Annotated in this window: 16 protein-coding genes and 1 riboswitch; of the genes, 6 read left to right on the forward strand and 10 right to left on the reverse strand. The window is 58.9% G+C overall.

All coding sequences use genetic code 11. The features are described from left to right. Positions 1 to 119 precede the first annotated feature (119 nt). The 10 genes from mtlD to PAT9B_RS00465 form a co-directional block, all read right to left on the reverse strand. Positions 120 to 1,265 (reverse strand): mannitol-1-phosphate 5-dehydrogenase, encoded by a 1,146-nt coding sequence (gene mtlD, locus PAT9B_RS00420; RefSeq protein WP_041525881.1) that lies wholly within the window; start codon positions 1,263 to 1,265, stop codon positions 120 to 122. A gap of 92 nt (positions 1,266 to 1,357) precedes the next feature. Further along, a complete protein-coding gene (locus PAT9B_RS00425) occupies positions 1,358 to 3,292 on the reverse strand; it encodes a PTS mannitol transporter subunit IICBA (protein WP_013507283.1) in 1,935 nt (644 codons plus the stop codon). Positions 3,293 to 3,734: 442 nt separating this feature from the next. Continuing rightward, the gene (locus tag PAT9B_RS00430; RefSeq protein WP_013507284.1) at positions 3,735 to 4,451 is read right to left on the reverse strand and encodes a DUF3053 domain-containing protein; all 717 of its coding nucleotides are present in this window, start codon (positions 4,449 to 4,451) and stop codon (positions 3,735 to 3,737) included. Positions 4,452 to 4,757: 306 nt separating this feature from the next. Beyond that, on the reverse strand, positions 4,758 to 6,356 hold the full coding sequence (locus PAT9B_RS00435) for a gamma-glutamyltransferase family protein (RefSeq protein WP_013507285.1): 1,599 nt from the start codon (positions 6,354 to 6,356) through the stop codon (positions 4,758 to 4,760). A 9-nt stretch (positions 6,357 to 6,365) separates the two neighbouring features. Further along, positions 6,366 to 7,247: an ABC transporter permease gene (locus PAT9B_RS00440; RefSeq protein ID WP_013507286.1), complete on the reverse strand. Its 882-nt coding sequence runs from the start codon at positions 7,245 to 7,247 to the stop codon at positions 6,366 to 6,368. A gap of 2 nt (positions 7,248 to 7,249) precedes the next feature. Continuing rightward, positions 7,250 to 8,191 carry an ABC transporter permease gene (locus PAT9B_RS00445; protein ID WP_013507287.1) on the reverse strand — a complete coding sequence of 314 codons (942 nt, stop codon included), beginning with the start codon at positions 8,189 to 8,191 and terminating at the stop codon, positions 7,250 to 7,252. Positions 8,192 to 8,208: 17 nt separating this feature from the next. Beyond that, positions 8,209 to 9,681 (reverse strand): ABC transporter substrate-binding protein, encoded by a 1,473-nt coding sequence (locus PAT9B_RS00450; protein ID WP_041525882.1) that lies wholly within the window; start codon positions 9,679 to 9,681, stop codon positions 8,209 to 8,211. 53 nt (positions 9,682 to 9,734) lie between these two features. Continuing rightward, positions 9,735 to 10,796, reverse strand: coding sequence for an ABC transporter ATP-binding protein (locus tag PAT9B_RS00455; protein ID WP_013507289.1), 1,062 nt, complete (start codon positions 10,794 to 10,796; stop codon positions 9,735 to 9,737). Next, on the reverse strand, positions 10,793 to 11,788 hold the full coding sequence (locus PAT9B_RS00460) for an ABC transporter ATP-binding protein (protein WP_013507290.1): 996 nt from the start codon (positions 11,786 to 11,788) through the stop codon (positions 10,793 to 10,795). The genes PAT9B_RS00455 and PAT9B_RS00460 overlap by 4 nt, the downstream gene beginning before the upstream one ends. Next, on the reverse strand, positions 11,785 to 12,507 hold the full coding sequence (locus PAT9B_RS00465; RefSeq protein ID WP_013507291.1) for a FadR/GntR family transcriptional regulator: 723 nt from the start codon (positions 12,505 to 12,507) through the stop codon (positions 11,785 to 11,787). Before PAT9B_RS00465 ends, PAT9B_RS00460 begins: the two co-directional genes overlap by 4 nt. A gap of 459 nt (positions 12,508 to 12,966) precedes the next feature. Further along, a riboswitch (guanidine-I (ykkC/yxkD leader) is annotated at positions 12,967 to 13,061 on the forward strand. A gap of 61 nt (positions 13,062 to 13,122) precedes the next feature. Here PAT9B_RS00465 and PAT9B_RS00470 point away from each other — a divergent pair. From PAT9B_RS00470 to uca, 6 genes are all read left to right on the forward strand, one after another. Continuing rightward, positions 13,123 to 14,181 (forward strand): putative urea ABC transporter substrate-binding protein, encoded by a 1,059-nt coding sequence (locus tag PAT9B_RS00470; protein ID WP_013507292.1) that lies wholly within the window; start codon positions 13,123 to 13,125, stop codon positions 14,179 to 14,181. Positions 14,182 to 14,196: 15 nt separating this feature from the next. Next, on the forward strand, positions 14,197 to 15,009 hold the full coding sequence (locus tag PAT9B_RS00475; protein ID WP_013507293.1) for an ABC transporter permease: 813 nt from the start codon (positions 14,197 to 14,199) through the stop codon (positions 15,007 to 15,009). A 10-nt stretch (positions 15,010 to 15,019) separates the two neighbouring features. Next, positions 15,020 to 15,781, forward strand: a complete 762-nt coding sequence (locus tag PAT9B_RS00480; protein WP_013507294.1) for an ABC transporter ATP-binding protein — start codon at positions 15,020 to 15,022, stop codon at positions 15,779 to 15,781. Between the two features lie 11 nt (positions 15,782 to 15,792). After that, positions 15,793 to 16,503 carry an urea amidolyase associated protein UAAP1 gene (locus PAT9B_RS00485; RefSeq protein WP_013507295.1) on the forward strand — a complete coding sequence of 237 codons (711 nt, stop codon included), beginning with the start codon at positions 15,793 to 15,795 and terminating at the stop codon, positions 16,501 to 16,503. Next, a complete protein-coding gene (locus PAT9B_RS00490) occupies positions 16,503 to 17,138 on the forward strand; it encodes an urea amidolyase associated protein UAAP2 (protein ID WP_013507296.1) in 636 nt (211 codons plus the stop codon). Before PAT9B_RS00485 ends, PAT9B_RS00490 begins: the two co-directional genes overlap by 1 nt. A gap of 79 nt (positions 17,139 to 17,217) precedes the next feature. Continuing rightward, on the forward strand, positions 17,218 to 20,817 hold the full coding sequence (gene uca, locus PAT9B_RS00495) for an urea carboxylase (protein WP_013507297.1): 3,600 nt from the start codon (positions 17,218 to 17,220) through the stop codon (positions 20,815 to 20,817). The last annotated feature ends 238 nt before the right edge of the window (positions 20,818 to 21,055 follow it).

The following is a 21,055-nucleotide window of genomic DNA, read 5'->3' on the forward strand; positions in this document are numbered from 1 at the left end:
GCGTTGTATAACCGTCATACTTCAAGTTACATGTGCGTTGGCTGCGCTCTTTCACCCCAGTCACTTACTACAGTAAGCTCCTGGGGATTCACTCGCTTGCCGCCTTCCTGCAACCTGAATTATTTACGGTTATAGGCGCTCACCACCGAGGTGACCACTTCGCTATTGGCATCCAGCCCGGAAATCTGCGCCAGGGTGGCCTGTGGGCCTTTTTCCGCCAGCAGCGCGGCCAGTTCCTGCGCTTGTGGGTCCTGCGCGCTGCGGTAATGCATCGCGGCAGCAATGCCCTGCACCAGGTTGGCGTGCGGCAGCTGATACTCCAGCGTGCCCAGCGTCGGTTTGATCAGGCGATCGCCGGCGCTCAGTTTACGCAGCGGCTGACGACCTACGCGTTCCACGTCATCTTTCAGATACGGGTTTTCAAAGCGGCTGAGGATTTTCTGGATATAGGCGGCGTGTTTATCCGCCTCGAAGCCGTAGCGTTTGATCAGCACCGCGCCGCTTTCTTCCATGGCACCCTGCACGACGGCACGGATTTTCTGATCAAGAATGGCATCGCGGATGGTGGCGTGACCGGCCAGCTGGCCGAGGTAGGCGGTGATGGCGTGACCGGTGTTCAGGGTGAACAGCTTACGCTCGACAAACGCCATCAGGTTGTCGGTCAGTTCCATGCCCGGAATGTTTGGCAGCTCGCCTTTGAACTGGGTTTTATCGACGATCCACTCACTGAAGGTTTCAACCGTGACTTCCAGCGGATCATTGCTGCCGGCTTCTGACGGCGGCACGATGCGGTCCACTGCGGAATCAACAAAGCCAACGTGTGCTTCAACCCAGGCGTGGTACTGCTCTGGCAGTGCTTTCAGGACGTGTTGTTTTAACTGGCTGGTGCCGCGCACCATGTTTTCGCAGGCAATGATATTCAGCGGACGGACATTACCGTTATCGCGGCGGCAGGCCAGACCTTTGGCGACGCCACCGGCGATGCGCTCCAGAATCTGCGGACCAACCGCCGTGGTAACGATATCAACCTCAGCGATCAGCGCCACGATGTCATCGCTGGTGCTGTTCACGGCACTGACACCTTTCACAATCTCGACTTTCGCCTGCTCGCCAACCACATGAACCGGATACTCATGACGGGCGTTAAGGGCATCAAGAACCACCTGATTCACATCCGCAAACACCAGTTCGATACCGGCATCAGCCAGCAGCTTACCGATAAAACCACGGCCGATGTTACCTGCTCCAAAATGTAACGCTTTCATAATTTGACCCATATCAAATGACGATGGGGCGGGCATGTCCGCCCCGGAAAGTGGGGACGGGCATACCCGCCCCAGGGATTTTAACGACGTGATCAGGCGGTGGTTTTGCTACCGGACAGCAAATCCAGTACGTCCTGCACGTTGGTGGTGTTCGCCAGCTTCTCAATCACGCTTTCGTCGTCCAGCGCGTTAGTCAGGCTGGTAATCACCTGGATGTGTTCGTTATTGCGCGCAGCAATACCAATCACCAGGCGAGCCACTTCGTCAGACTCTTCACCGAACTGCACACCTGCCGGATACTGGCAGAACACCACGCCGGTTTTCAACACGCGGTCTTTTGCTTCCACGGTGCCGTGCGGCACAGCAATCGACTCACCGAGGTAAGTCGGGGTCAGCTTTTCACGCTCCAGCATCGCATCCACGTATTCCGGCTGCACGTAACCGCCTTTCACCAGCTGCTCACCCGCAAAGCGAATCGCCTGCTCTTTGCTGCTGGCACTCAGGCCGAGGAACACGTTGTTCGCACCCAGTTTGAACAGATGGGCGTTACCGGCGTCGAAGCTGTCAGCCAGCGTGGTCTGCACGGTTTCGCGATGCGCTTCGCTGCGGTTGGCCGCCACCAGACGCTCGGTCAGATTGGTGTACAGTGCGCTGTCGAGGAAGTTGTTCAACGAAATATGCTGAGCCTGTGGTGCCTGGCGCATCGCACGTTCAGTCAGGTCACGGTGGGTAATCACCAGGTCCACATCACCCGGCAGGGCGTTGATGGCGCTGTTGGTCACCGAAATGTTGCTCAGACCGGCATCCTGAACTTTCTTACGCAGCACACCTGCACCCATGGCACTGGAACCCATACCGGCGTCACAGGCAACGATGATTTTACGCACGTGGTTCAGGTCAACGCTCATGGCATCACCGGCAACCGGTGCACCCGCTACGCTCTGGCCTTTGGACTGTGCTTTCATGTCCTGCATACGTTTGGTGGCCGCTTCGATATCGTCCTCTTCTTTCACTTTGCTGGTTTTCAGCAGGATAGAAGAGATGACAAAAGAGACAGCAAACGCAGCGATGATCGCGGTGACGTTAGCGAAGTAAGCACCTTTTGGCGTCATCGCCAGCACGGCCAGGATAGAACCCGGAGAAGCCGGAGAAACCAGGCCACCGTGCAGGACGGTCAGGGTGAACACGCCAGTCATACCACCGAGGATAACCGCCAGCAGCAAGCGCGGAGCCATCAGCACGTAAGGGAAGTAAATTTCGTGGATACCACCAAGGAAGTGGATGATAGCGGCACCACCAGCGGATTGTTTGGCGCTACCGCGACCAAAAATCATATACGCGACCAGTACGCCCATACCCGGGCCTGGGTTAGCTTCGATCAGGAAGAAGATCGATTTGCCCACTTCGCTTGCCTGCTGGATACCCAGCGGAGAGAAGATACCGTGGTTGATGGCGTTATTGAGGAACAGGATTTTCGCCGGTTCAACAAAGATTGAGGTCAGCGGCAGCAGGTTGTTCTGCACCATCAGGTTCACGCCAGCGGCGAGAATGTGGGACAGGCCTTCCACCAACGGACCGATACCGATAAACGCCAGCAGCGCCAGCAGCATACCGATGATACCGGCTGAGAAGTTGTTAACCAGCATCTCGAAGCCGCTTTTGATCTTGCCATCAACGGCGCGGTCAAAGCGTTTGATCGCCCAGCCGCCCAGCGGACCCGCAATCATGGAGCCGAGGAACATCGGCATATCCGCACCGACAATCACACCCATGGTGGTGATTGCGCCAACCACGCCACCGCGATCGCCACCCACCAGACGACCACCGGTGAAGCCGATCAACAGCGGCAGCAGGTAGGTAATCATCGGGCCAACGAGTTTCGCCAGCGTCGCGTTAGGAATCCATCCGGTTGGAATGAACAGTGCAGTGATGATACCCCAGGCGATAAACGCACCGATGTTAGGCATCACCATATTACTCAGAAAGCGACCAAAGCTCTGAACTTTGACCTTCACTGATGAGGACATAAACCCACCCCTTATTGAGACGCGCTGCAATAAGAGAGCGCGTTTGTTTTTGTTAAGACGTTACGGCGGGGGCCGTGGCATTACTGTATGCAGGCGGACTCTAGCACTAGTTTATGACGCTGCGTAGCGCGCGGAATAAGTGTGATGCAGATCACGCTAAGTTGGGGTGGTCGGGGTGGTATTAGGTGATTCAGATCACAAAAAAGGCGTGTAAGAAAAGTACGATGCTGAATAATTAGACAAATCAGGGGTGTAAATGTGATGACAATCACTTTTTTACTTATGTGGTTTGTTTCATAAATGTGATGAGGATCACAAACAATCTTTGGTCGAAAATGCGTCAGATCACACTATGCCGGGTCAGCAAGGATCAGAAAAGCGCGATGTAAGGAAGTGACAAAAGTCTGAAAAGCGGGTAATCCATGATTACCCGCCTGAGGAATTACTGAAAACCGCTTTGAACGGTATTCTGCGCCTGGGTCAGAGCCTGGGCGTTGCTGGAGAGGGTGCTCATCAAGGTGTTGTACTGCGTGGCCTGATCCTGAGTCGGGAACTGTACGCCACCGTCGTTGAAGGTCACACGCGTTCCCTGCGATTGCAGGTAATCACCGGTCTGGACAGCGGCCTGGCTCAACGCCTGCAACTGTGGCAGCAGAGGGATCAGGGTGCTGGCCGGTTGGGTGACCACTTTGGCAAAGACGCTGTCATACACCTTTTTCAGATCATCCGGCTGTTTCAGCGCGGCATGGCTGCTGTCAGCCTGCATTTTGGCGCTCTGAATTTGCTGCGTCAGCACGCTCAGATTGCCGCTGGCCTGGCGCAGCGTATCGCGGCGCGTCAGGTAATCCTGCGGAACGCGAATGGCCGCCAGTTCGTCGACCACCGGGCGCATACCCTGCTCCACGGCCTGATTTACCTGCTGGGAGAAGCCATACAGAATGGCGTAATCACTCGCGTAGTTGCCGAAAGTTTGCTTCTGGTTTTCGCTTAGACTGGGCAGATGCTCGCCGCTGCGCATCACCGTGTTCTGCAGAAAATCAGTAAAGGCTTTACGTTGATCGCCCTCTTTGTCGCCACAGGCGGTAAGTTGCAGCACTGCGAGTAGCGTAACGACCAGCATGCCGCTACGCATCCAGATGCGGGAAATTCCTGACGCCATATTCAACTCCTGTAAGTCACCTAATGGCTTATCCCTTCATACTTCGTGCCGCAGCTGCGTTGGCTGCGTGCGCTCACCCCAGTCACTTACTGGTGTAAGCTCCTGGGGATTCCCGCACTTGCCGCCTTGCTGCAACCCGAATTATTCGGGATGTATTCAATTCGATGGGAAAGGTCCTAAAGGATAGAACAATGGCCTGGTGCGCACAACGGCGGGGTGAGGTAAAAACTGCGCGATAAATCGCGCCGCGACGCTTAAGTGCACGTTGCGGCGCAATTTATTGCGCGAGGTTTTGCAGGGCTGGCGTTAATACACCAACGCTTGCCCATCCTTACGGCTTTCGGTGGCGGCGATATAGAACCCTTGCGCATCGCGGACGATCGCCTGTGCCCCGCCGAAGTTGTAGCCCTGCAACGGGTCTTCCACCACAATCTGATGGCCCATGCCGCGCAGTGCCGCAATCGCATTGCGATCCATCCCGGCTTCTACCACCACTTCGCGTCCCTGCACCACGCGCCAACGTGGGGCATCAATCGCCGCTTGCGGGTTTTGCTTATGCAGCATGATGCGCAGCGCCAGCTGCAAATGCCCCTGCGCCTGCATCGGGCCGCCCATTACACCGAACGACATCAGCGGCTTTCCGTCACCATCCAGCGCAAACGCCGGAATAATGGTGTGGAACGGGCGTTTGCCGCCAGCCACCACATTGGGGTGATGCGGATCGAGTGAGAAGCCCGCACCGCGGTTTTGTAGGCTGATGCCGGTGTTCGGTACCACGACGCCAGAACCGAAGCCCATAAAGTTAGACTGAATAAACGACACCATCATGCCGCTGGCATCAGCGGTGGAGAGATACACCGTGCCGCTCTGCTGCGGGGAGCCGTAGGTAAAATCACCCGCTTTATGCGGGTCAATCAGGGCGGCACGCTGCTTCAGGTAGCTGTCGCTCAGCAGCAGCTCCGCCGGGAACTCCAGATGGTCCTCATCGGCGACATAGCGTTCGAGGTCAGCCAGCGCCAGTTTCATCGCTTCAATCGACAGATGCAGCCATGGCACGCTGTCCGGCGTGTAGCGGCCAATGTCGCAATGCTCCAGAATGCCAAGAGCAATCAGCGTGGCAATCCCCTGACCGTTGGGCGGCAGTTCCTGCACCGACCCGCCAGCGAACGGCTGCGACAGCAGTTGCACCCAATCGGCACGATGAAGGTTGAGGTCTTCCAGCGTCAGCGCCGCGCCGTGTTCGGCGGCAAAGGCGGCCATCTGCTGCGCCAGTTCGCCACGATAGAAGGCTTCACCCTGGGTTTCGGCGATTTTTTGCAAGGTAGCGGCCTGTGCCGGATTGCGGAACAGTTCACCGGCGCGCGGAGGGCGGCCATCCGGGGCAAAGCAGGCGCTGAAGCCAGGTTGATCTTTCAGTTTGTTGTAGCCGCGCTGCCACAGCTGACCAATCAACGGCGAAACCGGAAAGCCATCGCGCGCATACTCAATCGCCGGTTGCGCCAGCGTGGTGAGCGGCAGGGTGCCAAAGCGCTCCGCCAGTGCTACCCAGGCGGAGACCGCACCCGGTACGGTGACCGCTTCCCAGCCAATTTCCGGCATGGTTTTCTGTCCGGCAAAGCGCTCCGGGTTCCACGCCGCCGGGGCGCGACCGGAGGCATTCAGGCCATGCAGTTCTTTGCCATCCCAGATAATGGCGAAGGCATCGCTGCCAAGGCCGTTGCCGGTCGGTTCCAGCACCGTCAGCGCCATTGCAGTGGCAATCGCGGCATCGACGGCATTCCCACCCAACTGCAACATACGGATACCGGCCTGCGCCGCCAGTGGCTGCGAGGTGGCGACCGCGTTGCGTCCCATCATCGGCGCACGGTGTGAGGCGTAGCTAACGTTAAAATCCAGTTCACTCATAACCTTTCCTTAATGTGAGTCATTGCGCGGATCGAGCGCGTCGCGCAGTCCGTCACCCAGCAAGTTGAAGCCTTGCACGGTGAGAAAAATGGCCAAACCGGGGAAAATCGACATCCACGGAGCCTGTTCCAGATAACCTTTGGCGGTGTTCAGCATTGCCCCCCACGAGGGCGATGGCGGTTGCTGGCCGAGGCCGAGAAACGACAGGCTGGCTTCGGTGATGATCGCCGAAGCAATCGCCAGCGTGGCCTGTACCAGAATCGGCGACAGCACATTCGGCAGCACGTAACGCAGGATGATCCAGCGATCCGGCAGGCCAATAGCCCGTGCGCCGTCGATATACTCTTCATGGCGAATGGCGATCACCTGGCCGCGCGTCAGGCGGGCAAAAATCGGCATCGCCGACAGGCCGATAGCAATCATCGCGTTGGACAGGCTGGGGCCGAGGAATGCGCCGAGGGCAATCGCCAGAATCAGAAACGGGCAGGCGAGCAGTGCTTCGATAAAGCGCGAGATAATGCCGTCGCACCAGCCCTGCCAGTAACCGGCGATCAGCCCGAGCGGGACGCCAATTAAAATGGCGATCAGCACCGAGATGCAGCCCGCCAACAGTGAGGTTCGCGCCCCCCAAATCAGCCGCGACAAAATATCGCGTCCCAGCTCATCGGTGCCGAACCAGTACAGCACCGAGGGGGCTTTACGCACCGCCAGGAAGTTGGCTTTGATCGGATCGAAGGGGGCCAGCCACGGGGCCAGTAACGCCACCGCGACAAACAGCACCACAATCACCGCGCCGATCAGCGCACTTTTATTGCGCAGAAACTTCTTCAGTACCCGGCGATTCGGCCTGGCGACGGCAGGGACTGCGCCAGCGGTTAACACCTCGCTCATGGTTAGCCTCGCATTTTCGGGTTGATTAACAGATACAAAACGTCAGCCAGTAGGTTGAGCAGCAGAAAACCGATGGCGACCACCAGTACCACGCCCTGCACTACGGCGTAATCGCGGTTAAACACCGCATCGACAATCATCTTGCCGAAGCCGGGCAGGGTAAAAACCTGCTCGGTCAGCACCGCGCCCCCCAACAACTCGCCAAACAGCAGGGTGGTGAGGGTGACGATGGGCATCAACGCGTTGCGGAAAGCGTGTTTCAACACCACTTTGGGGGCCAGTAGCCCTTTGGCGCGCGCGGTGCGGATGTAGTCGGCTTTCAGCACCGCAATCATTGAGGCGCGGGTATGGCGCATCAGGGTGGCGGCAAGGCCGGTGCCGAGCACCAGGGCGGGTAGCAGCAAGGTTTTCAGGTTCTGCGCCATATCTTCGCTCACCGGCACAAAACCGGACGCCGGTAGCCATTGCAGATGCACCGAGAACAACAGAATCAGCAGAATCCCCAGCCAGAAGTGCGGCACCGAGATGCCTGAAAGCGCGACAAAGTTGGTGGTGTGATCCACCCAACTGTCCTTACGCACCGCCGCGATGATCCCCATGCTGATGCCAATCAACAACGCAATCAGCATCGCCAGCAACGACAGCTCCAGCGTGACCGGCAGTTTGCTGGCGATCAACGAGGTGACCGGTTCTTTGGTGCGCAGCGACATGCCGAGGTCGCCCTTCAGCGCATTGCCAATCCACGCGAAATATTGCGAGGGAAGCGGGTCATCGAGATGGTATTCGGCGCGTAGCTGAGCGATGACCGCTGGATCGCGCTCCTCACCGGCCATCGCCAGCACCGGGTCGCCCGGCAGCAGCTTTTGCAGCGCGAACACCATCATGCTCACCAGCAACAGGGTCGGGATAGCCAGCAGCAGCCGTTTAACAATCAGTTCCAGCATCATCGCTCCTTAGCGGTTTACTGCGCCATGCTCACACCAGCCAGGCGTACCAGCCCGTCTGGCCAGGCTTTAAAGCCCTGCAATTTTTTCGTCATGCCAAAAATACGCGGCTCAAAGTAGAGGTAGGCAATCGGCATATCGGTTTGCAGTTGGTTCACGACCTTGGTGTACAGCACCTGGCGCTGCGCCTGATCGTTGGTCAAACGTGCGGCGTTCAGCCACTCATCCACCTGCGGGTTGCTGTAGCGACCATCGTTAAGGGTGCCTTTGCTGTTGATAAACGAATAGATGCTGCCATCGGGATCCGGGCGGCCCGACCAGCCGGACAGGCTGAGCTGATAATCGCCGCGCTGCTGGCGATCCAGCAGGGTGGCGAACTCGCTCATTTGCAGGTTGAGGTTGAAACCGGCTTCACCCACCATCGCCTGGAGCACCTGGCCGACCTGCTGCGCGGTAGGGTTGTTGGTGACCAGTAGCGTCAGATTCAGCGGGGTGGTGACACCTGCGGCTTTCAACAACGCTTTGGCTTTCTCCACATCACGCGCCGGGGTGGGAATATTGACGTGATACGGGCTGACCGGAGAAAACGCCTGGTTTGCCGGGGTGTACAAGCCTTCAAAGGCCACCTGATTCAGCGCATCGCGGTCAATCGCCAGCGAGAAGGCTTCACGCACGCGCGGATCTTTCAGCGGGCTGTTGGCATCGACTTTGCCGTTATTAATGTTAAAGGTGATGCCCTGGTAACCGAGGCCGGTGACTTTCGCCAGCGCCAGTTTGCTGTCGCTTTCGACGGTTTTCACATCACTGGCGGCGACCCCTTCGGTCAGATCGAGGTCGCCCGCGCGCAGGTTGGCGAGGCGTACCGAGGCATCAGGAATCGGCAGGAAAATCACTTTATCGAAGTGGTACGCGCCTTTGTTCCAGTACTGATCAAAGCGTTTCAGCACGATGCGATCTTGCTGCACACGGCTTTCAAACTGGTATGGGCCGGAGCAGACCGGATGGGTGGCGAAATCGGGCTTTTTCGCCGCTTCCGGGGCCAGCATCGCCCCGGCGCGGTCGGTCAGTTGGCTGAGCAGCGCGGCGTCCGGGGTTTTCAGGTGAAATTTGACCTGCAACGGCCCGGTCACTTCGACGCTCTGAATCGAAGAAATTTCGCTTTTACGCAGGGAACCTGGCAGCGTCAGCGCGCGTTCGATATTGAATTTTACTGCGTTGGCATCGAATTTTTCGCCATCGTGGAAGGTTACGCCATCCCGCAGGTTCATGGTCAGGGTTTTGCCGTCGTCGCTCCACGCCCAGTCGGTGGCGAGGCCCGGTACCACTTTCAGGTTTTCATCGACATCAACCAGACGGTCGCACATCGCCGCAAACACAAATCGCCCGTAATAGGTGCGCGCCAGATGCGGATCGAGCATATCCGGGTCGGCACCGAGGCCGATACGAATCACGCTTTCAGCGTGGCTTTGCGCGCTGGCACCCAGCAACATCAGACCACCAAGGGCAGTTAATAACGCTTTCTTCACGGCTTATCTCCAGAGGGTTAGGCTTGTTGATTGACCGCCTGCTCAAACAGCGCGCGGCGACGTAAAAAGGCGGCTGACGGCGGCGCAATCACAATGGCGCTGCGGTCGCGGTTAATCTCCTGCCAGCGGTGGCAGGCGATCTGCCGTCCGCCACTCAGAACCTGACTGATCGGTTCAAACTGGCGACATTCGGCGGTTGCCCACGGGCAGCGGGTGTGGAAACGGCATCCGGCAGGGGGATTGGCCGGATTGGGCAGATCGCCCTGCAACATCGGGATAGTGCGGCTGGCCCCCGGTTGCATCTGTGGTGCAGAGGCGATCAATGCCTGGGTATAGGGATGCAGCGGAGCATCAAAGATTTCATCGACGGTTGCCAGCTCGACAATCTGGCCGAGGTACATCACCGCCACGCGGTCGCTCATATGGCGGATCACCGCCAGGCCGTGCGCCACGATGATCATCGTCAGACCAAATTGCTGCTTCAGGCTCTCCAGCAGGTTCACCACCTGCGCCTGCACCGAAACATCCAGCGCCGACACGGGCTCATCACCCAGCAGCAGTTTCGGCTGCGAGGCGAGGGCGCGGGCAATGCCGATGCGTTGGCGCTGGCCGCCGGAAAATTCGTGCGGATAACGTTCGGCCCAGGCGGCAGGCAGGCCGACGGTGCGCAGCAGCTCTGCTACACGCGCATGGCGCGCCTCGCGGCTCAGCTTGTCGTGCAACCACAACGGTTCGCCGACAATCTCCTGCACCGTCATGCGGGGGTTGAGTGAGGCGAACGGATCCTGAAAAATAATTTGTAATTCGCGGCGCAGTTGGTTGAGGCGCGCACCGCTGGCGTGGGTGATGCTTTCGCCCTCGTACATCACTTCGCCGCTACTGGCAGCGAGCAGGCGCAGCAGCAGTCGCCCCAGCGTCGATTTACCGGAACCGGACTCGCCGACAATCGCCAGGGTCTCGCCCGGCATCACCTGCAATGACACGCGGTCCACCGCCGTGACGCCACGATTGCGTTTAAACAGACGATTGGGGCCAGCGAAGGTTTTGCTCAGGTCACGACATTCTAAAATTGGTTTCATGCCCACTCTCCCGGCGTGACGTGTTGTTCCAGTGGGGCGCGAAAACAGGCCACCTGATGATCGGTTGCCAGCGCGCGCAGCGCCGGGCGGTGCTGATGGCAGCGCGTTTCCGCAAACGGGCAGCGGGTAGCGAAGCGGCAGCCCGCAGGCATGTTTTCTGGCAGCGGCACCGCGCCGGGAATGGTCGCCAGCGCGCCATTGCGCGCGCTCAGGCTGGGAATCGACCCCATCAGCCCGATGGTGTAGGGGTGTTGTGGATCGTTGAAAATCGCCTCCACCGTGCCGCTCTCTACGACCTGTCCGGCGTACATCACCGCCACGCGCTGCGCCACTTCCGCCACCACGCCGAGGTCGTGGGTGATCATCAGTACCGCCGTGCCGGTTTCCTGTTTCAGGGTGTTGAGCAGGTCGAGAATTTGCGCCTGGATGGTGACGTCGAGCGCGGTGGTGGGTTCATCAGCAATCAGCAGTTTCGGTTGATTAATCAGTGCCATGGCAATCATCACGCGTTGGCGCATGCCGCCCGAAAGCTGATGTGGATAAGCCTTGAGGCGCATTTCTGCTGCCGGAATCTGTACCTTTTGCAGAATCAACAACGCGGCTTCCATTGCGGTGCGGCGGTTGACCTGACGATGGCGCATCACCGCTTCGCTCAGCTGATCGCCGAGCGTAAAGGCCGGGTTTAGCGAGGTCATCGGTTCCTGAAAAATCATCGCCAGCTGATTGCCGCGCAGGCTGGCATAGTCGCTGCTGCTGAGGGCGCGCAGGTCACGGCCAGCAAATTGCATCTCACCCTGTAAAATCTGCGCGCTGCCGGGTTGCAGGCCCATTAGCGTCAGCGAGGTGATACTTTTGCCACAGCCCGATTCGCCAACCAGCGCCAGGGTTTCTCCGGCGTGCAGCGTCAGGGAAATGTCGTCCAGCACGGTCACCGGCGAGCCGCGAAACTGCACGCGCAGGTTGCTGACCGCTAACACAGGTTGAGCGCTCATGGCGTCTCCTCATGGCCGGTATACAGGGTTTCCATCAGCGCCTGTTGTAGCGCCAGCAGATGTTCACGCATCGCCGCTGCGGCCTCATGGGGCTGGCGGTTGGCGATATGGTTCAGCAGACGCTGATGGTGGTTGTCGTAGTTATCAAGGCGTGCCGGGGTACGCGCCTGCACCCGCAGATGCTGCCAGCCAGGATCGCGCCGCACGGCATCGATGGCATCGAACAGACCCAGCATCAGACGGTTGCCTGCGGCTTCGGCGATGGCGCGGTGGAAGGCGCTGTCCCACAACTCGTGCTGGTCGCCATCTTCCGGCGCGACAATGCCTTGCATGCGTTCAATCAGCCGCTTCATCAGGGCGATCTGCTCTTTGCTGGCGCGCAGTGCGGCCAGACGCGCGAGGCCGGGTTCCAGTTGCAGACGCGCTTCCATCACTTCCAGCAGGTTCGACTGCTGTGGCAGGTCGTGCAACGCCAGCGGCTGTACCGGCGCGGACGGGCCGACAAAGGTGCCTTTGCCCTGTTTACGCCAGATACGGCCTTCTTCTTCCAGTACATCCAGCGCGCGGCGGATCTCGCGGCGACCCACGCCAAAGCGTTCGGCCAGTTCACGCTCGGTCGGTAGTGCGCGATCCGGCGTGTGCTCCTGCTGCTGAATCAGCTGGCGCAACTGCTCCAGCGCGGAGCTGGAGTTGATGGCAGGTTTTGGCGTGTCATTCATAATTGGTTCGCCTGTTTATTCATCAAAAATAGATCTGCACGGGATCCCGGCATGGCACGTCTCCCTCTCTCGTTTTGCGGGAGAGGGCTGGGGTGAGGGATACCGGCCTGACCAAACTGCGCGATAAATCGCGCCGCTACGGGAGGATTGCTGTTATCAGCTTAGGCAAGAAGTGAACCAATATTTAATTGGTTCAGTGATGAAGAAATAACCCTATGATCGTTAAGAAAAAGTTTTTTCGTGCCAGGTGAAAAGTGAGAAGGGCATCAACTTCTTGTCCGCTTGCCTGCAACATCCTGGTGCGCGATTGCTGCATGGTTGTGCATTCTGCGCGGGTCCAGGTGGAGGGTTTTATAAATAATTCATATATTTCAATGCTATAAAATATTGGCACTTTTTTTGCCTGACTATTGCCAGATGCAGGAGCGATAGCGGGTAACCGATGTCGCCAGACAATTTGCAATGGGTCACTAGGGTTCCGATCGCGAGATGCTGGTCCGAGAGTGACCGACCGTCCTCTGACGGTTACACGGCGGGATAAAAGCCCGGGAGGAAAGCGAGATCGTTACTCGCCGCCTCCTGCTTTATTCGTCCGCTAACGTCAGAGGAACCACCATGATCAAAGCCTGCCTTCGTTTGCTGTTGCTTTGCACCATCGCGCTGTTCAGCGTTAACACGCTGGCTGCCGCTAAACCCTCCTTCAAGATTTGCTGGTCCATTTATGCAGGCTGGATGCCGTGGGATTACGCCCAACAGAACGGCATCGTGAAAAAATGGGCCGATAAATACGGCATCGACATCCAGTTTGTGCAGGTCAACGACTACATCGAGTCAGTCAACCAATACACCGCAGGCGGCTTTGATGGCTGCACCATGACCAACATGGATGCGCTGACGATTCCGGCCACCGGTGGCGTCGACAGCACGGCGTTGATCGTCGGTGACTACTCCAACGGTAACGACGGCATCTTGCTGAAAGGCGCGGATAGCGTGGCGGCGCTGAAAGGCAAGCCGATTAACCTGGTGCAGCTGTCGGTGTCGCATTACCTGCTGGCGCGCGCCCTGGAAAAATCCGGTATGAGCGAGAAAGACGTCAAGGTGGTCAACACTGCGGATGCCGATCTGGTCGCGGCGTTTGGCACCCCGGACGTTGGCGCCATCGTCACCTGGAACCCGCTGCTGGCGGAAGCGAAGAAGGTGCCGAACAGCCACCTGATTTTCTCCTCAGCACAGATCCCGGGCGAGATCCTCGACCTGCTGGTGGTCAACACCAACACCCTGAAGAAGTACCCACAGCTGGGCAAAGCGTTGACTGGTGCCTGGTATGAAACCCTGCAAAACATGTCTGGCCCGGGTGCCACCGCCGTCGCGGCACGCACGCAAATGGCGCAGGCATCCGGCACCGATCTGGCCGGATTTGACCAGCAACTGGCCGCGACCCATCTGTTCAGCGATGCCAAAACCACCCTCGATTTCGTCGACAGCCCGCAGTTGAAAGCCACCATGCAATTGGTTGCAGAGTTCTCCTTCAAACACGGTTTGCTGGGTGAGGCTGCGCCGAGCGCGGATGTGGTGGGCGTAGAGACACCGGCCGGTAACTGGGGTAACGCGGGCAACATCAAACTGCGTTTTACCGATGCGTACACCAAACTGGCGGCCGCAGGCCAGCTGTAAGCGGGGGCAAATCCGATGCGTAAACTGATTAACTACCAACCGCTGCCGATGGGCCGCCTGTTGCTCGGTGTGCTGCCGCTGCTGGCGGTGCTGCTGGTCTATCTGTTCGCGTCGGATGCGCGTTTAATCCTGAATGCGGCGGATAAGCTGCTGCCGGGTTTTAACGCGATGGGCGACGCTATCAACCGGATGGCGTTTCAGCCCAGCCCGCGCACCGGCGAATATCTGTTATGGACCGACACCGCCGCCAGCCTGATACGTCTGCTGAGTGGTGTGCTGATTAGCGCCATGCTGGCGCTGGCGCTTGGCCTGTTCACCGGCGCGCTACCGGTGGTACGCGCGGTGCTGGCCCCGCTGGTGACGCTGTTCGCGCTGGTGCCACCGCTGGCGATTCTGCCGATTCTGTTTATCTGCTTTGGTCTGGGCGAAGTGTCGAAAGTGGTGCTGATTGTTATCGGCATCACCCCGCTGATTGCGCGCGATTTACAACTTCAGGTGGAGAAAATCCCGCGTGAGCAGCTGGTAAAAGCGCAGACGCTGGGCGGCCACAGTGCGCAGATTTTGTGGCGGGTGATCCTGCCACAGCTGATGCCGCGCCTGTTTGATGCGGTGCGCCTGTCACTCAGCTCGGCGTGGCTGTTCCTGATCGCCGCAGAAGCCATTGTTGCCACCGAGGGACTCGGTTATCGCATCTTCCTGATGCGTCGCTATCTGGCGATGGACGTGATTTTGCCTTATGTCGCCTGGATCACCCTGCTGGCCTTTGCCCTCGACCTGCTGCTGCGGCTGATTAGCCGTCGCTGCTGGCCGTGGTACTACGCCAAATAAGGAGCGCAACATGCCGCTACTGCAACTGAAAAATCTTGAGAAGCACTACGGCCAGCAAGTGGTGCTGGAACGTCTGAATATCAGCGTGGAACCGGGGGAGTTTGTCGCCATTGTTGGCGCGTCCGGCTGCGGTAAAACCACCTTCCTCAATATGCTGTTGGGCACTGAAGCGCCCACCAAAGGGCAATTGCTGTTGGACGGCGAGCCGATCCCCGATGAACCCGATGCCCACCGTGGCGTGGTATTTCAGCGCTACTCGGTGTTCCCGCATTTGACGGTGCTTGGCAACGTGATGCTGGCGGAAGAGTTCAGTACCGCACGCTGGCTGGGACGCGTCTGGGGGCGCAAGCGCCAGGCAATCCGTCAGCGCGCGCGGGCGATGCTGGCGCAGGTCGGGCTTGAACACGCGCAGAGCAAGTATCCGCACCAGTTGTCCGGCGGCATGCAGCAGCGTCTGGCGTTGGCGCAGGCGTTGATGAAGCAACCACGTATCTTGCTCCTGGATGAACCTTTTGGTGCGCTCGATCCGGGTATCCGTAGTGAGATGCACCAGCTGATCACGCAGCTGTGGCAGCAGCACGGCCTGACCATCTTCATGATCACCCACGATCTGAAAGAGGGCTTCAGTCTCGCCTCCCGTCTGCTGGTGTTCGACAAACTGCGCCACGATCCGCACGCGCCGGAAGCCTGGGGCGCAACCATTACTTACGACCTGCCGCTCGATCGGCAGCGGCCTGCTGATGCAGCGCTGCCAGAATCGCAGGTTGCCTGAAGGAGAGAATGATGACGACGTCGTATCAAACCCAATTACCTGCCGGAAGTCACTGGTCGTTTGTGATGCGCAGTGGCAGTGCACTGACCCTCACCGATGTGGCAGGGGGTGCCAATGTTGGCATGTTGTTCTACAACCCGGAAAACCTGCTGGAGCGCTACAATGCGCCGGACACCCTCAAGTGCCAGCACACCTTTCGCCTGACCGCCGGGCACTGCCTCTATTCCGACATGGGGCGCATCTTTTGCGGCATCGAAGCCGACAGCTTCGGCTGGCACGAGAGCGTGTGTGGCACGCTTAATGCGCAGCAAACCGCTGCGTTATTTGGTGCCAGCGATTATCAGCAGGCACGTAACCAGCGCCATCAGAACGGCTACGACAGTTTCCTCGTCGAGCTGGCGAAATACGGTCTTGGCAAGCGAGACATGGCGGCCTGCATCAACTTTTTTGCCCGGGTACGCGCTGATGACAACGGCACGCTGCAACGCGAGCAACAGGGCGCTACAGGGGCCGAGGTCCGGTTGCGTTTCGCGATGGACACACTGGTGCTGCTGCATACCTGCCCACATCCGCTGACGCCAGCCGGTGACTATCCGCGTCAGCCGCTGGGAATACACATCGATGCGCAACGTGCGCCGCTGCCGGAGATTTGCCTGCAACGTGCGGAAAACCAGCGCGGCCTGCGCAATAACGCCCTTTATCAATTGCAGGGAGAGTGGTGATGATCAAAGAAAGTTTACGCAATCCGGCGGAGGCACATTTTCAGCAGCAGATTGGTGCCGGGGATTACTGGCTACATCGCATCGAAAAGGGCCAGACGCTGCGTATCACCGATCTGGAAGGCAATCAGGCGGCGGATACGCTGTTCTTCAATGCTGACGACACCGCCGAGCGCTACAGCATGAGTGACACGCTGCGCGGCCAGCACAACGTGTTCCTCACCGCAGGCAGCGTGCTGCGTTCCAATGACGATCGGCCAATGCTGACCATTGTCGCCGACACCTGTGGCCGCCACGATACCCTTGGCGGTGCCTGCGCCACCGAGAGCAACACCGTGCGCTATGACCTTGAAAAGCGGCATATGCACGCCTGCCGCGACAGTTGGATGCTGGCGGTGGCTGAGCACCCGGAATACGGCCTGACGCGCCGCGACATCACCCACAACATCAACTTTTTCATGAACGTGCCGGTGACGCACGAGGGGGGACTGACGTTCGCGGACGGAATCTCCGCGCCCGGTAAGTATGTCGAATTGGTGGCGCAGATGAATATCCTGGTGCTGATCTCCAACTGCCCGCAGCTCAACAACCCTTGCAACGGTTACAACCCCACGCCGATTTTAGTCAGCGTGTGGTGATCTTCTGACGCAACGGGACGACCCGTTATCTGCCGTCAATGCCAGCGCAGGACGACCTGCCGGAAAGAGAGTAGAAGTCATGATTGAGCGTGTATTGATTGCCAACCGTGGCGCGATTGCGGTGCGCATTATCCGCACCTTACAAGCGATGAATATTAAGGCGATCGCGGTGTATGCCGAAGCCGATCGTCATGCGCGCCATGTGCGACTGGCGGATGAGGCCTGGTCGCTGGGTGCAGGCCAGGTGCGCGACACGTATCTGAACCAGGACAAACTGCTGGCGATTGCCGCCGAGAGCGGCGCGCAGGCGCTGCACCCCGGTTACGGTTTTCTCAGTGAAAACCCCGATTTTGTGAATCGCTGCGAGGCGGCGGGCCTGCATTTCCTCGGGCCGAACGCGCAGCAGATGGCGGCCTTTGGTCTGAAGCACCGCGCCCGTGCGCTGGCGCAGCAAAATAATGTGCCGCTGCTGCCGGGCAGTGGGTTGCTGACGTCGCTGGAGCAGGCGCAGGTCGCCGCCAGCGAGATCGGCTACCCGGTGATGCTAAAAAGCACTGCGGGCGGCGGCGGCATAGGTATGCAACGTTGTGATGATGCGCAGCAGTTGGCCGATGCGTTTACCCGCGTAAAACGGCTGGCAGGCCACAATTTCGCCGACGATGGCGTATTTTTAGAGAAATTTATCGCCCGGGCGCGTCATATTGAAGTGCAGATCTTTGGCGATGGTGCTGGCGAGGTGATCGCGCTGGGCGAGCGTGATTGCTCGGCGCAGCGTCGCAACCAGAAAGTGATGGAAGAAACCCCGGCACCGGGCCTGAGTGACGCGGTACGCGCAGAATTGCAGGCGACAGCGGTGCGGCTGGGACGTGCGGTGCAGTACCGCAGCGCCGGGACAGTGGAATATGTTTATGACGAGGGCAGCCAGCAGTTCTGGTTCCTGGAAGTGAACACCCGTTTGCAGGTGGAACACGGCGTCACTGAGATGGTATATGGCGTGGATTTGGTGCGCTGGATGGTACAGCTGGCACAGCAGACGTTGCCGCCGCTCGCCAGTTTGCAGCCGCTGGCTCATGGTCACGCCATTCAGGTGCGACTGTACGCCGAAGATCCGGCGAAGCAGTTCCAGCCCAGCGCGGGTTTGCTCAGTCAGGTGGCGTTTCCTGAACAACTGGACAACGCTACGCTGCGCGTCGACAGCAGCGTGGAGAGTGGCATGGAGGTTTCGCCGTTCTACGATCCGATGTTGGCGAAGGTGATTGTGCATGGTGCAGATCGCGACCAGGCGCTGACCGGACTGACCGAGGCGCTGAATGTGACCGAGCTGTACGGCATCGAAACCAATCTGCTGTGGCTGCGCCATCTGCTGACTCTCGCGGAGGTACAGCAGGGACACATCATCACCGCCACCCTTGGCGGCGTGCAGTGGCAACCGCCGACGCTGGATATTATCAGCGGCGGCACCCTGACCACGGTGCAGGATGCACCGGGGCGCACCGGCTACTGGCATGTCGGCGTCCCGCCATCCGGGCCGTTCGACAGTCGAGCCTTCCAGTTGGGTAACCGCCTGTTGGCTAATGATCCTCAGGCGGCCGGTCTGGAGATCACCCTGCGCGGTCCCACCTTACGTTTCAATCAAGGTTGTAGTTTTGTCCTGACCGGTGCGGTGCTGACGGCACAGCTCGATCAGCAAGTGGTTGCGATGAACCAGGTGCTTACCGCGCAGGCCGGGCAAACCCTGACGCTGGGTGAAGTCAGCAACGGCAGCCGCAGTTATCTGCTGTTGGCCGGTGGGCTGGATACGCCGCGCTACCTTGGCAGCCGCAGCACCTTTACGTTGGGCAAATTTGGCGGCCATGCCGGGCGTGCGCTACGGGCGGGGGACGTGCTGCATCTGGCGGCACCGGCTGAATTGCCGACGGCGCAACTGCCGCAGGCGTTGTTGCCTGAGTTGAGCGGGCACTGGCAGTTGCGGGTGATTTACGGACCGCACGGTGCACCGACCTTCTTTACCGACGAGGATATCCGGGAATTCTTTGCCGCCGAGTGGCAGGTGCACTACAACTCCAGCCGCACTGGTATTCGCCTGATCGGGCCGAAACCCACCTGGGCGCGTAGCGATGGTGGCGAAGCGGGGATGCATCCCTCCAATATCCATGACAATGCCTATGCCTTCGGCACCGTCGATTTTACCGGTGATATGCCGGTGATCCTTGGTCCGGATGGTCCGTCACTTGGCGGGTTCGTGTGTCCGGCCACCGTGATCGAGGCCGATCTGTGGAAACTGGGTCAGTTGAAAGCCGGGGATCGGGTGCAGTTTCTGCCGATCGATCTGGCGAGTGCCGATCAACTGGCGCAGGCGCAGCGTGAAGAGATCGCCCGCCTGCAACCTCAACCGTTAACGGTAAGCGCAGCGCTGCCCCTGATTGATCCCGTGTTGCACCAACATGCAGCATCCGGGGTGCTGCCATCGCTGTGCGTGCGCGCCGCCGGTGACCGTTTCTTGTTGGTGGAGTATGGCGATCTTCTGTTAGATATCGCGCTGCGTTTTCGTGTTCATGCGTTGATGCAGTGGCTGGAGGCCCATCCGCTGCCGGGTCAGCTCGAATTGACGCCGGGCATCCGTTCTTTACAGGTCCATTATGACGCGCAGCGGTGTGCAAGAAGTGAGCTTTTGGCGCACATTTTGCACGCTGATAAGGTACTGGGAACCTTAGCTGATGCCGCCGTGCCCTCGCGCACCGTGTGGCTGCCGCTCAGCTGGGATGATGAAGCCTGCCGTATCGCGATCCAACGCTACAGCCAGTCTGTCCGCCCTAATGCGCCCTGGTGTCCGAGCAATATTGAATTTATCCGTCGTATCAACGGCCTGGAAAGCGTTGAGGCGGTGAAAGAGATTCTGTTCAGCGCCGCGTATCTGGTGATGGGGCTGGGCGATGTGTATCTCGGCGCTCCGGTAGCGACTCCGCTCGATCCGCGTCATCGCTTAGTGACCACCAAATATAATCCGGCGCGTACCTGGACGGCGGAGAACTCGGTGGGGATCGGTGGTGCCTATCTGTGCGTATACGGCATGGAAGGACCGGGGGGATATCAGTTTGTCGGGCGCACTTTGCAGATGTGGAACCGCGACCGCCAAACGTCAGCGTTTACCCAACCCTGGCTGCTTCGCTTCTTCGACCAGATCCGTTTCTATCCGGTGAGTGCCGACGAGCTGTTACAGATTCGCGATCGTTTCCCATGGGGGGATTACCCCTTGCGGATGGAAGAGGGGGAATTCCGTCTCGCCGATTATCAGGCGCTACTGGCAGAGCAAGCCACGGAAATCGACCGCTTCCAGCAGCAACGTCAGCAGGCGTTCGATAGCGAACTGGCACGCTGGCGCGCAGAAGGGCAGTTTACCTTTGATAGCCAATTGCCGGAGTCCGTCGATGAGGAGACCAGCATCCCGGCTGATTGTTGTGGTGTGGAGAGTCAGGTGGCAGGCAGCGTCTGGCAGTGGCTGGTCACACCTGGCAGTGACATTGAAGCGGGAGCGACCGTTGGTATTCTCGAATCAATGAAGATGGAAATCCCGATCGTCGCGCCGGTTAGCGGAAAAATCCATAGTCTGCAACGGCAGGCCGGGCAGCAAGTACAGGCAGGACAGTTACTTATGGTGATTGAGCCTGCTGCGGTATAAGAAAGATTAAAAAATACTCAGGAAATAAGGCAGCAAAGCCGGGGATCTGACCCATACTTAGAAACCCGGCCTATTGTTGCATTGCTCTGACATCTTTTCGCAGTGTGCAACAGGCTGTGTCCCGTAACGGTTTGACAACAACTCTTCTTAAACCGCTGCGGGATGCAGCCTGAACTGGCCGGTTTCAGCGTCTGTGGACGCTTTACCTCTCTACTTTCACGTGATTCATAGTGAGTTT

This window comes from Pantoea sp. At-9b, assembly GCF_000175935.2.
GTDB lineage: Bacteria > Pseudomonadota > Gammaproteobacteria > Enterobacterales > Enterobacteriaceae > Pantoea.